Annotated in this window: 15 protein-coding genes; 11 read left to right on the forward strand and 4 right to left on the reverse strand. The window is 58.5% G+C overall.

The annotated features are described in order from the left end of the window. Positions 1 to 15 precede the first annotated feature (15 nt). The gene (locus AB5287_RS00690) at positions 16 to 882 is read right to left on the reverse strand and encodes an ATP-binding cassette domain-containing protein (RefSeq protein ID WP_012472194.1); all 867 of its coding nucleotides are present in this window, start codon (positions 880 to 882) and stop codon (positions 16 to 18) included. Positions 883 to 919: 37 nt separating this feature from the next. Then, positions 920 to 2089 (reverse strand): ROK family transcriptional regulator, encoded by a 1170-nt coding sequence (locus AB5287_RS00695; protein ID WP_049137260.1) that lies wholly within the window; start codon positions 2087 to 2089, stop codon positions 920 to 922. Positions 2090 to 2340: 251 nt separating this feature from the next. Here AB5287_RS00695 and AB5287_RS00700 point away from each other — a divergent pair, with 251 nt between their 5' ends. The 10 genes from AB5287_RS00700 to AB5287_RS00745 all read left to right on the forward strand — a co-directional run bounded on the left by AB5287_RS00700 (position 2341) and on the right by AB5287_RS00745 (position 11305). Then, positions 2341 to 3498: a sugar-binding protein gene (locus tag AB5287_RS00700; RefSeq protein ID WP_007052407.1), complete on the forward strand. Its 1158-nt coding sequence runs from the start codon at positions 2341 to 2343 to the stop codon at positions 3496 to 3498. 100 nt (positions 3499 to 3598) lie between these two features. Beyond that, entirely contained in the window at positions 3599 to 5152 is a 1554-nt protein-coding gene (locus AB5287_RS00705; RefSeq protein WP_007053866.1) for a sugar ABC transporter ATP-binding protein, read from the forward strand. Next, positions 5152 to 6369: a multiple monosaccharide ABC transporter permease gene (gene mmsB, locus AB5287_RS00710; RefSeq protein WP_007052409.1), complete on the forward strand. Its 1218-nt coding sequence runs from the start codon at positions 5152 to 5154 to the stop codon at positions 6367 to 6369. Before AB5287_RS00705 ends, mmsB begins: the two co-directional genes overlap by 1 nt. A 105-nt stretch (positions 6370 to 6474) precedes the next feature. After that, on the forward strand, positions 6475 to 6729 hold the full coding sequence (locus AB5287_RS00715; RefSeq protein WP_007053867.1) for a hypothetical protein: 255 nt from the start codon (positions 6475 to 6477) through the stop codon (positions 6727 to 6729). A 203-nt stretch (positions 6730 to 6932) separates the two neighbouring features. After that, complete coding sequence (locus tag AB5287_RS00720; protein ID WP_007052411.1) at positions 6933 to 7439, forward strand: MarR family winged helix-turn-helix transcriptional regulator; 507 nt, start codon at positions 6933 to 6935, stop codon at positions 7437 to 7439. A 24-nt stretch (positions 7440 to 7463) separates the two neighbouring features. Then, on the forward strand, positions 7464 to 7970 hold the full coding sequence (locus AB5287_RS00725; protein WP_032682786.1) for an MFS transporter: 507 nt from the start codon (positions 7464 to 7466) through the stop codon (positions 7968 to 7970). Continuing rightward, positions 7901 to 8233 (forward strand): permease, encoded by a 333-nt coding sequence (locus AB5287_RS00730; protein ID WP_010081407.1) that lies wholly within the window; start codon positions 7901 to 7903, stop codon positions 8231 to 8233. The genes AB5287_RS00725 and AB5287_RS00730 overlap by 70 nt, the downstream gene beginning before the upstream one ends. A gap of 72 nt (positions 8234 to 8305) precedes the next feature. Then, entirely contained in the window at positions 8306 to 9154 is an 849-nt protein-coding gene (locus AB5287_RS00735; protein ID WP_007056966.1) for an aldo/keto reductase, read from the forward strand. Positions 9155 to 9161: 7 nt separating this feature from the next. Next, entirely contained in the window at positions 9162 to 9581 is a 420-nt protein-coding gene (locus AB5287_RS00740; protein ID WP_007056959.1) for a peptide deformylase, read from the forward strand. A gap of 923 nt (positions 9582 to 10504) precedes the next feature. Further along, positions 10505 to 11305, forward strand: a complete 801-nt coding sequence (locus tag AB5287_RS00745; RefSeq protein WP_131219408.1) for a hypothetical protein — start codon at positions 10505 to 10507, stop codon at positions 11303 to 11305. Positions 11306 to 11314: 9 nt separating this feature from the next. On the opposite strand, the gene AB5287_RS00750 is transcribed toward AB5287_RS00745, so the two are convergent. Both AB5287_RS00750 and AB5287_RS00755 read right to left on the reverse strand, forming a co-directional pair. Further along, on the reverse strand, positions 11315 to 11632 hold the full coding sequence (locus AB5287_RS00750) for a permease (protein WP_007053872.1): 318 nt from the start codon (positions 11630 to 11632) through the stop codon (positions 11315 to 11317). 19 nt (positions 11633 to 11651) lie between these two features. Continuing rightward, a complete protein-coding gene (locus AB5287_RS00755) occupies positions 11652 to 11885 on the reverse strand; it encodes an MFS transporter (protein ID WP_015713827.1) in 234 nt (77 codons plus the stop codon). A gap of 296 nt (positions 11886 to 12181) precedes the next feature. On the opposite strand from AB5287_RS00755, the gene xylA reads away from it, so the two are divergent. Further along, positions 12182 to 13531, forward strand: coding sequence for a xylose isomerase (xylA, locus tag AB5287_RS00760; protein ID WP_007055684.1), 1350 nt, complete (start codon positions 12182 to 12184; stop codon positions 13529 to 13531). The last annotated feature ends 198 nt before the right edge of the window (positions 13532 to 13729 follow it).

Consider the following 13729-nt stretch of genomic DNA (forward strand, 5'->3'; position numbering starts at 1 on the left):
TCCGGCAACGGGGCGTTAGTCTAATGGTGAGTCATGGCCGGTGCCATGGCTCACTGCCGCGCTGATAGTGCGGTCGATGAGTTTCCGCTGCCTGACCATGGAATCGAATTTCGGGTTCTCGGCGATTTCCTCATACTCGTGTTCGGTGGTCACGCCGGCGATTTCGGCGATAATCTCCTCATAGGACGTTTCGACGGTTCGATGCACGCCGGTGACGTGCCCCTGACGTATCACGACAATGCGGTCGGATACCGCGAACACATCCGGCAGATCGTGGCAGACCATCACCACGGACCGGCCTTCGGAGCGCAGTCGCTTGATATATGCGAGCACTTCCGCCGACTGCATCACCGACAGTGCGGCGGTCGGTTCGTCCAGCAGAATAAGCTGCGGGTCATTGAGCAGCGTGCGCGCTATGGCCACGGTCTGGCGCTGGCCGACGGATAAGGATGCGATAGGGGAGCCGACCCGAATCGCCGAGCTCAGGGTCTTCAGCACGGAACGGGCACGCGAGTTCATCGAATCGTCATCGCGTATGCCAATCTGATTGATCTCCTTGCCGAGGAACAGGTTCGAGGCCACGTCCAGGTTGTCGCAGAACTCCTGCCCCTGGAACACCGATGCGATGCCCATGCGGTCCGCCTCCCTGATCGAGGGAATGGTCACCTGTTCGCCGTTGAGATAAATATGGCCGAATCCCGGCTGCAGAAATCCCGCGATGACCTTGATCAGAGTGGACTTTCCTGCGCCGTTATCGCCCACGATGGCGATGACCTCCTGGCGCTGGATGGACAGATTCACCGATTTCAACGCCTCGACGAAGCCGAACTTCACACAGATGTCCTCCAGCCGCAGCAGAGGAGGTGTGCTCGAATTCCTCATGGTGTGTTCCTTCTTATCACTCTTCTCCTGGTACCGGTCACTGGCTGACGTCATTGCGAACCGAGAACTCGATGGCGCATAATGCGCCGCCTAGCGCGCAATTGTCGTCCGGGTGGGATGACACGAGTACATCGATGGGTGCCACGGCATCAGGGAACAGCATGCGCTGCAACGCTTCATTGAACGGTTGGGTGAATACGTCGCCGGTCATGGCCAGCTTGCCGCCGAGCACAATGACCTCCGGATCCACGCTGATGCACAGATCAGCCGCCACCTGACCGATACGCACGGCCGCGTCGGCGATGATGCGACGGCAACCGGGGTCGCCTTCGTTGGCAAAGGACACCAGATCATCCAGCGTCATATTGCCGTGTGTGACGCTGAGCAACTGCACCAGCCTGTTTTCCGCCACGACGGTGTCAAGGCAGCCGCGGTTGCCGCACGAACAGATGGCACCCAGCGGGTCGACCTGGATATGGCCGATTTCACCGGCCAGGCCGGTCACGCCATGCATGATTTCGCCGTTGATGACGATGCCTGCGCCAACCCCGTCGCTGGCTGAGATATATACGAAATTGCGTTTGCCTGCCGCCACGCCCATACGGGATTCGCCGTATGCCGCGAAATTCGCGTCATTATCGACGTATACGGGAACGTTGAACGCCGTGCGCAACGGGGACGTGATATCGACGCCGTCCCATCCGGGCAGAATGCCGGGAATCGCTATGGTGTGGTCGCTGGTGGCCACCGGTGCGGCCACGGCCACGCCGATGCCGACCAGCTCGCTGGCTTCGGCGTCGATGCTGCTCAGGGTCTCATTGATGAGCAGCATGGCGCGTTCCAGCGTTGTGTCCGCCTTGTGGCCCAACGGCAGGGGGAGCGTGTGCTCAGCGATGATTGACTTCGAGAAGTCAACGATAGAAAGCGTAAGATGACGTCGCGCGATCCAAAGCCCGACGCCGAGGCCCTGATGCCGTGCAAGGGTCACCAGAGTGGCTCTGCGACCGTTGCGAACGGTGTTTTTGGTCTCCAGCTGGTCTTCGTCGACAAGCTGATGGACGAGCGTGGACACGGTCGCAGTGGACAGTCCTGTCACCTCTGCCAGTTCGACCTGTGTCATGGCGCCGAACTTGTGGATGCTGGCCAGCAAGTTGGCGCGGTTTGCCTCGCGAAGCGAGGTCTGCGAACCGAAAAGCCTTGTTGCCATAAGAGTTCAGTGTAGTCGTTACCAGCATGAGGCACAGCGAGGCGCAGAGCGTGGATTTTTCGGCGTGTCGCCTTGTGATGCGCGAAAAATCGCCATTGCGTTCATTGGTTGAACATAAACGACAGGAAATTCGCTTTCTTGAGTTTGACAACTTAACTCAATACGGTATTCTATGAGATGAACCTGAGGTTATTCCCAGGTTCGGGCGACCAAGGAGGGTTCGCCATCCCCTCGAAGATGAAGGAGAACAAATGAAGTTCACTAAGAAGATCGTCGCCGTGGTGGCAGGCGTTGCCATGTGCGCGGGCCTCGCGGCCTGCGGTGGCAGCCGTAGCGGCCAGGCAACTGGCGGTGATGCCAAGATCGAAAAGGGCGCCACTATCGGCATTTCGATGCCGACCAAGTCCGAAGAGCGTTGGAACAAGGACGGCAACAACCTGAAGGCCAAGCTGGAGAAGGCCGGATACAAGGTCATCCTGTCCTTCGCCGACGATAAGCCGGCCCAGCAGAACGCTGACATCGAGAACATGGTCAACAACGACGCCAAGATCGTCGTGGTCGCTTCCAAGGACGGCACCGCAGTGGGCCCCGCCGTTGAGAAGGCCCGCGATGCAGGCGCCAAGGTCATCGCCTACGATCGACTGATCATGAACACCGACGCCGTCGACTACTACGCCACCTTCCAGCTGGAGCAGGTCGGCGTGCTCGAGGCCACGTGGCTCATTGACCAGCTCAAGCTTAAGGATGGCGCCACCGGCCCGTTCAATATCGAGCTGTTCACCGGTTCCCCGGATGACAACAACGCCAAGTACTTCTTCAAGGGCGCTTGGGATCTGCTGCAGCCGTACTTCGAGAAGGGCGTGCTCGTCTCCCCGTCCCAGCACGGTCAGGGTGGCGTGACCAAGGACTTCACCGTTGAGGATTGGCAGAAGATCTCCGTGATGAGCTGGAAGACCGAGCAGGCGCAGAAGGACATGGAATCCATCCTTGACTCCACCTACGCCCACGGCGAGAAGCTCGACGCGGTCCTCACTCCGTACGACGGCATCGCCCAGGGTGTGATCAACGCCATCGAATCCAAGCGTCCCGACATGAAGCCGGGCACCGACTCCTGGCCGTACATCACCGGTCAGGACGCCATGGAGATCGCAGTTGCCAACATCGCCAAGGATAAGCAGGGCGAGACCGTGTTCAAGGACGTGAACAAGCTGGCTGACGCCGTGTACGACATGGTCGTCGAGATCGCCGAGGGCAAGGAAGTCTCCGGCCTGAACGGCAAGTTCAACAACAACAACATCGACGTCCCGTCCAAGCTGCTTGACCCCCAGAACATCACCAAGGACAACCTCCAGGATCTGGTCACGGCCAACTACATCACCCAGGATCGCTTCGACGAGCTGACTAAGTAGTCCTCATCAGGCAATCCGTAAACAAACACAATGACATGCGGCGCATAGCCGATATGCGCCGCATGTCCATGAACACAGAACTGTGACGAGGAGTGGTGACATGTCATCAAATGACACCATCTTGACGATGGAAAACATCACGAAGACGTTCGGTCCGGTCAAAGCCCTCACCGATGTGAATCTTTCCGTCGATCGCGGCGAGATCCACGCCATCTGCGGCGAGAACGGTGCAGGTAAATCGACCCTGATGAACGTGCTTTCGGGTGTGTACCCATACGGTAGCTATTCCGGCAAAATCACCTTTGATGGCAAGGAATGCAAATACCATACTATTAATGATTCCGAGGCCGACGGCATCGTAATCATTCATCAGGAACTGGCGTTGAGCCCGTTCCTGTCCATTGCGGAGAACATCTTCATCGGCAACGAGCAGGCCAAGGGTGGCGTAATCGACTGGGACAAGACCCGTGCCGAGGCGAAGAAGCTGCTCGATCGTGTGGGACTTCCCGAAGACCCGGATACCAAGGTTATGGACATCGGCGTCGGCAAGCAGCAGCTCGTCGAAATCGCCAAGGCATTGTCCAAGGACGTGAAGCTGCTCATCCTCGATGAGCCGACCGCTGCACTGAACGATGAGGATTCCGCCCACCTGCTTGACCTGGTTCGTCAGCTACGTGACGAGCAGGGCGTGACCAGCATCATCATCACTCATAAACTCAACGAGGTCGCCGCCATCGCCGACAATGTCACCATCATTCGAGACGGTTCGACCGTCGGTGTGATGTACGTGACGCCGGAGACGCCGCTCGACCAGGAAGAACTCATCCGCAAGATGGTGGGTCGTCCGCTGCACAACCTGTACCCGAACCACCCCTCCAATACCCCGGGCGAGGAATACCTGCGTGTCGAGGATTGGACCGTGCATCATCCGCTCGACGCGGAGCGCGTGATCGTAGACCATGCGAACATCAACGTGCATGCCGGCGAGATCGTCGGTCTGGCGGGTCTGATGGGTGCGGGTCGTACCGAGATGGCCATGTCCATCTTCGGCCACTCTTACGGTTCCAACATCTCCGGCAAGGTGTTCGTCAAGGGCAAGGAAGTCAAGATGCCCAACGTGCAGTCCGCGATTGACGCAGGTCTCGCCTACGCCACCGAGGATCGTAAGGGCAACGGTCTGAACCTGCTGCAGAACATCCGAGAGAACGCGTCCCTGGCCTCCCTGACCAAGATCAGCAAGGGCGGGGTTGTGGACGACAACCTTGAGCGCAAGGAAGTCGAACAGTACCGCAAGGACTTCAACATCAAGTGCCATGACATCGATGTGAATGTCTCCACCCTCTCCGGTGGTAACCAGCAGAAAGTGCTGCTCGCCAAGTGGGTTATCTCGCAGCCGGACATCCTCATCCTCGATGAGCCGACCCGAGGCATCGACGTCGGCGCCAAGTATGAGATCTACGAAATCATCGATAAGCTTGCCGATGCAGGCAAGGCCGTCATCGTGATTTCCTCCGAGCTGCCCGAGCTCATCGGTATCTGTGACCGCATTTACACGGTGTCCTACGGTGTCGTCACCGACAATGTTGAGAAGAATGGATTTACCCAGGAATACCTGATGAAGGGTATGACCAAGGAAAGGGAGGTGGCAGCCTGATGAGCGCCGCAACTGCAACACCTGCAAAGAAAGAAGAAAAGACCGGCCTGCTGGCCACGGTTGCCAACAATGCCCGTCAATACGGTATTGTCGGCGCACTGCTGGTCATCGTCGTGGCCTTCGAGGTCCTGACCGGAGGCGTGCTGCTGAAGCCGAACTCCTTCGTGTCCCTGATTCAGCAGAACGCTTACGTGATCATCCTGGCCATTGGTATGGTGATGGTCATCATCGCCACCCACATCGACCTTTCGGTTGGTTCCTTGGTAGCCTTCATCGGTGGTGTGTGTGCACTGCTGATGGAACGCGCCGGAGTCAACTGGATGCTCGCCATCGTCATCGCTCTGGTCGTCGGCCTGATCGTCGGCGTCTGGCAGGGCTTCTGGGTCGCCGTCATCGGCATCCCGGGCTTCATTACCACTCTGGCCGGCATGTTGATCTTCCGTGGTCTCGCCACCGTGATCGTCGGCGAATCCGTGCCGATTACCTCCCTCGAATTCCGTGGCATTGCCCGTAACTACCTGCCCAACATCCTTGGCTGGTGGGGTCCGTTCGATGGTCTGACCATTGTACTCGGCATCCTGTGCATCGTCGGCTTTGCCTGGAGCCAGCTGCGCAAGCGCGCCCGTGTGGCCAAGGTCGGCCTGGTGCCCGAGCCGATGAGCCTGACCGTCCTCAAAATTGTGCTTGCCGCGGTCGTCATCGCCTTCGTCACCTACCTGCTGGCTTCCTCCGGTAACGCTGATCAGGGTGGTACCCCGATCATGCTGGTGATCGTCGGTGTGCTGGTCTTCATCTACAACTTCATCCTGACCAAGACCGTGTTCGGTCGCCACGTGTACGCCGTTGGTGGCAACCGCAAGGCCGCCATCCTCTCCGGTATCAACACCCGCCGCGTGGACTTCCTGCTGTTCGTCCACATGGGCTTCCTGTCCGCAGTGGCCGCTGTCTGCATGCTCTCCCGTCTGGCTTCCGCAACTGCTCAGGCCGGTATGGAGTTCGAGATGGACGCCATCGCCGCCTGCTTCATCGGTGGCACGGCCGTTACCGGTGGTATTGGTACCATCCCGGGCGCTGTGATCGGTGCATTCGTGATGGGTGTTATCAACCAGGGTCTGTCGATCATGGGTGTTGACACCGCCGTGGTGAAGACCATCAAGGGCCTCGTGCTCCTGCTGGCCGTCGCCGTGGACATCATGTCCAAGCGCAAGAAGAGCTGACCTTCCCCTTTCTCCTCCTCGATGTGGGATTCGTGCCGGTGCCGCTGGTGCGGATCCCACACTGTTATCTGCCGTCATTCTTGTAATCAAAGGACTTTTTCCGCCATGAAACTCACCGCGCGCTCCACCTCCCGTATGTATGCATTGACCTGCTTGGCCTGCGTTATCTGGCTCTGGCAGTCACTGGTCGAGGCCAATAACGATGGCTCGCTGTTCAATTGGGCCACTATTGTCTTCTCGCTGTGCTTGCTAGTGGTCATCGGATGGAGTGGTTGGAATGCCGTCGCCGGGTGGAACGCCAAGGAGACTGAGGCCGCCACGGCAGGTGCCAAGGATGATGAGGGCAGCACTGATCGGTAGCGTATATACGGCTGTTGTTGCCGGGGACATATAGGTCCCGGCAAATCTGCAGCGATATGCGCATTGCAAGCCAGGGATTCCCTGGCTTTTTTATGTCGAAACGGAACTCGACACGGGCGCGCAGGCCGTTGGGTTTGTCTAGAGCCTGCATATAGTTACTTATGGTAATGACTATTGGTAACTAATTGGAGGTTGGGCCAGCGATGTGCGATTCCCGAACCGATACCAAGACCGGCTTGCTTCCGGTGAATGAGGTGCGGAGCCTCCTGGATGTCTGCTGGAAGGCCAAGACCATCACCGAACTGATGCCGGCATTGCCGAAAGGTATGAAACCGCGCTATGTCCACGTGATCGACGCCGTCTGGCATATCAACGAACCGAATGGGCAAGATACCGGCACCGCGCGCGTGGGCGACGTCAGCGCATTCCTCGGCGTCACTACGCCGAGCATCACCAAGCTCGTCGGCGAAATGGCCGACCTCGGACTCGTCGTCAAACACGCCGATGCCGCCGATCGGCGTGCGGTGACGCTCACGCTCACCGAACGCGGCTTGGATATCCGCCGTATCTATGTGGAGGAATATCACGCGCATTTGAGCCAACTGCTGGGCGGATTGACCTCGGACCAGTGCGAAACCACGGTACGCACCTTGACCGAGGCTCTGCGACTCATGCAGGAAGACTTCCAACGTCGTAGTCAGAATATCTGAATGAATGGAGGAGAGAACAAGATCGTGACTCATTCCGCAACACAGCTGCCTAACGGCGGCAAGCAACCGGTCTCCAACAAACTCGTCATCGCGGTCGTCTCGCTCGCGATCCTGACCTTCCTCGGCATCCTATCGGAAACGTCACTGAACATCGCCTACTCCACGCCGATGGAGGAGTTCTCCATCGGCGCCTCGGTGGTGCAGTGGCTTGTCACCGGTTATCTGCTCTTGCTGTCGGTGTCGATTCCGAGCTCGCCGTTCATGGTGCGCAAATTCGCCACCAAAACACTGTTCATCATGGCCATCGTGATTTTCACCGCCGGCACACTGCTGGGCGCGCTCGCGGTCAACTTCCCGATGCTGCTCGCCGCCCGACTGGTCATGTCGCTCGGCACCGGCATCTCCTTGTCGCTCATCACCAGCATCATTCTGGAAAAGCGCCGCTTGAACAGCGCGGCTCGATGCTCGGCATCGTCAGTCTGGTCACCTGCGCTGCACCGGCCATCGGCCCGGTATTCGGCGGCGTGCTGAAGAGCCACTTCCCGCCCAAGTTCATCATCATCGGCTTCGCGGGCACCGTAATCATGGACGCGGTGTTCGTGACGCTGTCCGGCAATGTGTGGGTGGTGGCCATCGCCGCGAACGATGGGGCAGACGCCGCCGGTTCGTATATGATCGCCTTCCCACGCAGCATGATGGTGTTCGCCGGCATGGCCGTGCTCGGCGTGATCCTCGCCTCGCTCATGTTCCGATTCTCCACTCGCCGCCCGCCGGAAATGAGGGAAGTCAAATAGTATGCCCGCAGCGGATTGGTTGGCTTTATGATGGAACAGATATGCCATCACAGGAGAAGCAGGAGAACTATCATGCTTGAACCACCGGTCACTCCGATCCGCAAGGCCAACGACGGCCTCGAACTGCCAGCCACCGGATTCGGCACCTACAAGGTCAACGGCCTGGCCGGCGTGGACGCCATCAAGTCCGCCATTCATCAGGGCTACCGACTCATCGATTCCGCCTTCAACTATGAGAATGAAGGCGTGGTGGGCCGCGCTATCCGCGAATCCGGTGTGCCGCGCGAAGACATCATCGTCACGTCCAAGCTGCCCGGCCGCCACCACGCCCATGACGAGGCGCTGCTCACCATTGAGGAGAGCGTGTGCCGTATGGGCCTCGACTACATCGATCTCTATCTGATCCACTGGCCGAACCCGAGCCAAGGCCAGTTCGTTGAGGCATGGGAGGCGCTGGTCGAAGCCCGTGAACGTGGGCTGGTCAAGCATATCGGCGTCAGCAACTTCTTGCCCGGCCATATTGATCTGCTCATTCGCGATACGGGCGTGACCCCGGCCGTCAACCAAGTTGAGCTGCACCCGTACTTCCAGCAGCGCGAACAGCTGGCCTACGACAACGCGCACGGCATCATCACCGAGGCATGGAGCCCGCTGGGCCGCGCCAACCAGATGCTGCGCGACCCGGACCTGAAGCGTATCGCCGCCAAGCACGGTATTTCCGTGGTCCAGGCCATTTTGCGCTGGCACCTCCAGTACGGCGACGTGGCCATCCCGAAGTCCTTGAACCCGGAGCGCCAGCGTCAGAACCTCGACCTGACCGCTTTTGAACTCGATGATCAGGACATGGCCGATATCGCCGCAATGGACAACCCCGAAGGTCACACCTTCGGCCAGAACCCCCATTGGCACGAAGAAGCGTGATTCCAGCATGCAACGTCCTATTATGACTTCGCGGTCGTTTTTGCGCACGCCGTCCGAAGCGGCCGGGCCCGGCGACGAGCAGGTGATCGAAGACCTCGTAGACACGCTGGAGGCCAACCGTTCACGGTGCGTGGGCATGGCCGCCAACATGATTGGCGTAGGCAAACGCATCATCGTCTTTGTGGATGAAGACCTTGGCGGGCGCATAACGGTGATGCTCAACCCCGTGATTACCGCTTCGGACGGTGCCTTCGATACCCAGGAAGGATGCCTGTCCCTGACCGGCGAACGCCGCACGCTGCGTTATCGACGTATTGAGGTCAACTACGAGAACCGTCGGTTCCGCGCCCGCCACGCCACCTTCGCCGGTTGGACTGCGCAGATTATCCAGCATGAAGTCGATCACTGCAACGGCATCATTATCTGATTCATATTGGTGCTCATTGCAGCCCAACTCCCGAGGCTGGTCATCGCGATTACGATGCGATTACATCGCAACCGCTATGACCAGCCTTTTTGTGCACTGGTGGGGTGGGTGTTCTCATCGGTGTTGGGGTGCCATGCGCTGGCAGGTTGGCTTCGCTGAGGGGTGTGGGTGGTGTCATGTCGCCAGCGGTTGGCTGGTTGGCTTCGCTGGAGGTTCTCTCAGCGTCGGTGATGTGCCAAAGAGTGGCGGGCTGGCTTCGCTAAGGAGCGCTACCGTCGGTGGAGAACCAGTGCGTGACCTGCTGCCGACGCTAAGCGTTCATTAAGCGTCGTTAGCGGCCAAAACTTGGACGTGTAACGATGCTGGGCGGTTTTAGCGTCGTTGCTGTGCCAAGTTGTGGTCCTCTGCCGACGCTGCCAGTGCAGTAGCGTCGGCGTTGGGACAGGTGTTGGGCCTTTGCCGACTCTATAAGCGGGGGGAAATCATTCGCTGGTGCCTAAGTGGGTCTATTGCCATGCTGAATACATCTGCTGAGTGTAGCTATGCGTTCGAAGGCGATTTCGGGACCTTTCTCAGTAGCAAATATGCCTAATGCGCGGAGTTATACACTTCACCGTGCACTTATACACGCCAAACGAAGCAGAAATCGACTGCTGACAGTGGACGACACGCCAGAGACGATGTGGATAACCCAGGGACGGTGGATAACAGCTGCGCGATCAGTGGATAACCTGCAAGAAAGTGCGGTTATCCACCGACGGTAGCCACTGTTATGCACATTCCATACCCCTTGGAATCATTGGGTTTTCCACTTATCCACCATCTCGCCATGTGGGCTTGCGAGCCACCGCACGAACGTCATACAGTGTGCCTCACGGCGGGCAACGTAGCCCGCCGTCCACATCACATGAAGGGGAAACACCATGAGCACCGCAATCACTACTACTGCCGAAAATGCCGGTTTGCCAGCAATGCTGGACACCAAAGACGTAGCCGAGATGTTCAAACGCTGCAATCTCGCCGTCTATGCCGAAGCGAGACGCATATATTATCGCGAAGTGAATCTGAACCCATGCAAAAAGTATCCGAAGCAGGTGCTGCAAAGGATCGAATGGTGGTTCTGGGATTGGTTTGCCTATGACTGCGCCGTCAGCGGTATTGGACTGACCGGCAATGAATCCGAAGATTTACGTATCGAATTGCAGTACGGTCCGGGCGCAGGTATCTCGCCATTCCTAGCCTTGGCCGAATTCATGTATGACAAGGACGAACGTATCGGCACACGCGAGATACGTGATTTTCGCGAACTTGATGACACCAATTTCGCTTCGATGTTCTGGATTCGCGATGCCAGCGCGGTCAAAGGTCGTCTGACAGTTGAGGACATCATTCATGGTGGTGTCTACGAGGTGGCGGACGTACATGCCGCCTCGCAATACGATGGTGCGCACGGCGGCATGATCGTCATTCGCATCGCACATGTGAGAGGCGTGTGGCGATCCTGTTCCATCCCGATCTATGAGGCACGAAGGCCTGATGACCCGCAAATCGGTGATTCGCTGGCCCGTTCATTCCGGGAAACCGGATATAAACCGGACTTTGCCGGTCTGGTGCGGTTTTTCTACGGGAGGGCCAAAGACACCGGTCTCGACTGGGAAGATGTGGAAGCCGCGCGCCAAGCCGGTACTTTGGACGCGCTGATCAAGAAGGCCAGCAATCGGTGAAGGATTCGCCTAACGCTGCTGTCCAAGTCGGCGGCCGCGATCACGAATGAAGAGTGACGCAACCAAACAGACCGCGCACACAATGGCGACCGTGCGGAACGAAGCCCGCACGCCAATGGCCGATGCCGCCGCTTCCGGCACTCCGGTGCGCATGGCCGCCGCGGTGTGCGTGTTCATGATGGTGACCAGCAGCACAGCCGCAGACGTCATGATCGCGAAGCCCAGTAAGGCGAGCGGCCGGCCGCCGATACGGTCATACATCTTGCCTGCCACCGGGTTCAGGATGCCCATGGCGATGCCGCTCGGCATCATCACCAGACCGGACACCAGTGCATTAACGCCAAGATCATTCTGCAAATATGCCCATCGCGTACAGGAACAGCTGGCGGGTGGTGAAGGTCTCGATGAGGAACGCGGTGATCGGGATCATGATGCCGTTGGTAAGCATGAATCCGGTGGTCAGCCATTGCACGGTGCTGCTGGGCACGTCGAACTCGTGCATCAACGTGGGCAGGGCGGAGATCATCAGCGTTTGGTTGAGGATGGCCACAAACGAGCCGATCATCAGGGTGATGGCCATGGCGGTGGTGTTGGCGGGGGTGGTGCTGTTGGAGTTGGCGGGGTGGTGGAGCCGGCCTCAGCGGTGGCCGGCGAGGAATTGCGTGACGCCAATTATCAAGTCTCGTTTCCTTGGCTGAGTTGTCTTTCTTGGCTTGCCCATACTATCTGTGCCTTGACTGCATTCGAAAACCATTGCAATGACTAGCAACACGCTGAGACGCGGCGTATTAATTCAATCATTTGACAAACTTAGTTCGTTCGTTTTATTATTAGTCCTGCAATCCGTAATATCGCCTACTGCAAAGGAGCGCCCAAATGGGTCTGTGGGATGTTGACAAGATCGAGTACGTCGGCCGCGCCAAAGGACCGAAGGAAGACTTCGCCTTCCATTACTACGATGCCGACAAGGTCGTTGCCGGCAAGAAGATGAAGGATTGGCTGCGCTTCGGCGTTGCTTGGTGGCACACCTTCAACCAGGAACTGGTTGATCCGTTCGGCACCGGCACCGCGCACCGCCCGTACTACAAGTACACCGATCCGATGGACCAGGCTCTGGCCAAGGTCGACTACGCCTTCGAGCTGTTCCAGAAGCTGGGCGTCGAGTACTTCTGCTTCCACGATCGTGACATCGCCCCCGAAGGCGACACCCTGCGCGAGACCAACGCCAACCTCGACAAGGTCGTTGACAAGATCGACGAGAATATGAAGTCCACCGGTGTCAAGCTGCTGTGGAACACCTCCTCCCTGTTCACCAACCCGCGCTTCGTGTCCGGCGCCGCCACTTCTCCGTTCGCCGACATCTACGCCTACGCCGGTGGCCAGCTCAAGAAGAGCTTGGAGATCGGCAAGCGCCTGGGCGCCGAGAACTACGTGTTCTGGGGTGGCCGCGAAGGCTACGAGAACCTGTGGAACACCGAGATGAAGCGCGAGACCGACCACATCGCCAAGTTCTTCCACATGTGCGCAGATTACGCCAAGGAAATCGGCTTTGAGGCCCAGTTCCTGATCGAGCCGAAGCCGAAGGAGCCGACGCTGCACCAGTACGACTTCGATGCCGCCACCGCCATCGAGTTCCTGCGCAACCACGACCTGACCGACGTCTTCAAGCTGAACTTGGAAGGCAACCACGCCAACCTGGCCGGCCACACCTACCAGCACGAGATCCGCGTGGCCCGCGAGTCCGGCTTCCTCGGTTCCCTCGACGCCAACCAGGGCGACAAGCTCATCGGCTGGGATATGGATGAGTTCCCGACCGATCTGTACGAGACCGTCGCCGTCATGTGGGAAGTCCTGCAGGCCGGCTCCATCGGACCTCACGGTGGTCTGAACTTCGACGCCAAGCCGCGCCGTACCTCCTTCTACGAGGAGGACCTGTTCCGCTCCCACATCGCCGGCATGGATGCCTACGCCGCCGGCCTGCTGGTTGCCGACAAGATGAACCAGGACGGCTTCATCCAGAATCTTCAGGCCGAGCGCTACAGCTCCTACGACTCCGGCATCGGCAAGGACATCGACGAGGGCAACGTCACCTTGGCCGACCTCGAAGCCTACAGCCTCGACAAGCCGCAGTCCGAGCTCATCGCCGCCACCAAGTCCGATCACCTCGAGTCCGTCAAGGCCACCATCAACAACTACATCATTGATGCCCTGGCTGAGGTCGAGTGACCATCGGTCTGACCGATTGAATTCGCTCCATCGGGCGTGTACACATCAATTATGATGCCAGTGCGCCCGATGGGCTGATTCGATAGTTTCGCCATGTGCGGTGTTGTGTTATGCCCGCATGGCACCTTTCCATTCCTTCTTTCTTTCTCCTTTCTCTCCTTCCGCTGAAAACGGGACTGTCTCTCGAAGTGTGTAACT

Origin of the sequence: Bifidobacterium sp. RTP21102st3_E2_RTP21102_210122 (assembly GCF_040916945.1) — a bacterium.
GTDB lineage: Bacteria > Actinomycetota > Actinomycetes > Actinomycetales > Bifidobacteriaceae > Bifidobacterium > Bifidobacterium longum.

Coding starts and splice junctions, on each gene's coding strand:
- AB5287_RS00740 (WP_007056959.1), top strand. CDS start 9,162: ATGCAACGTCCTATTATGACTTCGCGGTCGTTTTTGCGCACGCCGTCC.
- AB5287_RS00755 (WP_015713827.1), bottom strand. CDS start 11,885: ATGGCCATCACCCTGATGATCGGCTCGTTTGTGGCCATCCTCAACCAA.
- AB5287_RS00705 (WP_007053866.1), top strand. CDS start 3,599: ATGTCATCAAATGACACCATCTTGACGATGGAAAACATCACGAAGACG.
- AB5287_RS00690 (WP_012472194.1), bottom strand. CDS start 882: ATGAGGAATTCGAGCACACCTCCTCTGCTGCGGCTGGAGGACATCTGT.
- AB5287_RS00720 (WP_007052411.1), top strand. CDS start 6,933: ATGTGCGATTCCCGAACCGATACCAAGACCGGCTTGCTTCCGGTGAAT.
- mmsB (WP_007052409.1), top strand. CDS start 5,152: ATGAGCGCCGCAACTGCAACACCTGCAAAGAAAGAAGAAAAGACCGGC.
- AB5287_RS00695 (WP_049137260.1), bottom strand. CDS start 2,089: ATGGCAACAAGGCTTTTCGGTTCGCAGACCTCGCTTCGCGAGGCAAAC.
- AB5287_RS00715 (WP_007053867.1), top strand. CDS start 6,475: ATGAAACTCACCGCGCGCTCCACCTCCCGTATGTATGCATTGACCTGC.
- AB5287_RS00745 (WP_131219408.1), top strand. CDS start 10,505: ATGAGCACCGCAATCACTACTACTGCCGAAAATGCCGGTTTGCCAGCA.
- xylA (WP_007055684.1), top strand. CDS start 12,182: ATGGGTCTGTGGGATGTTGACAAGATCGAGTACGTCGGCCGCGCCAAA.
- AB5287_RS00730 (WP_010081407.1), top strand. CDS start 7,901: ATGCTCGGCATCGTCAGTCTGGTCACCTGCGCTGCACCGGCCATCGGC.
- AB5287_RS00735 (WP_007056966.1), top strand. CDS start 8,306: ATGCTTGAACCACCGGTCACTCCGATCCGCAAGGCCAACGACGGCCTC.
- AB5287_RS00700 (WP_007052407.1), top strand. CDS start 2,341: ATGAAGTTCACTAAGAAGATCGTCGCCGTGGTGGCAGGCGTTGCCATG.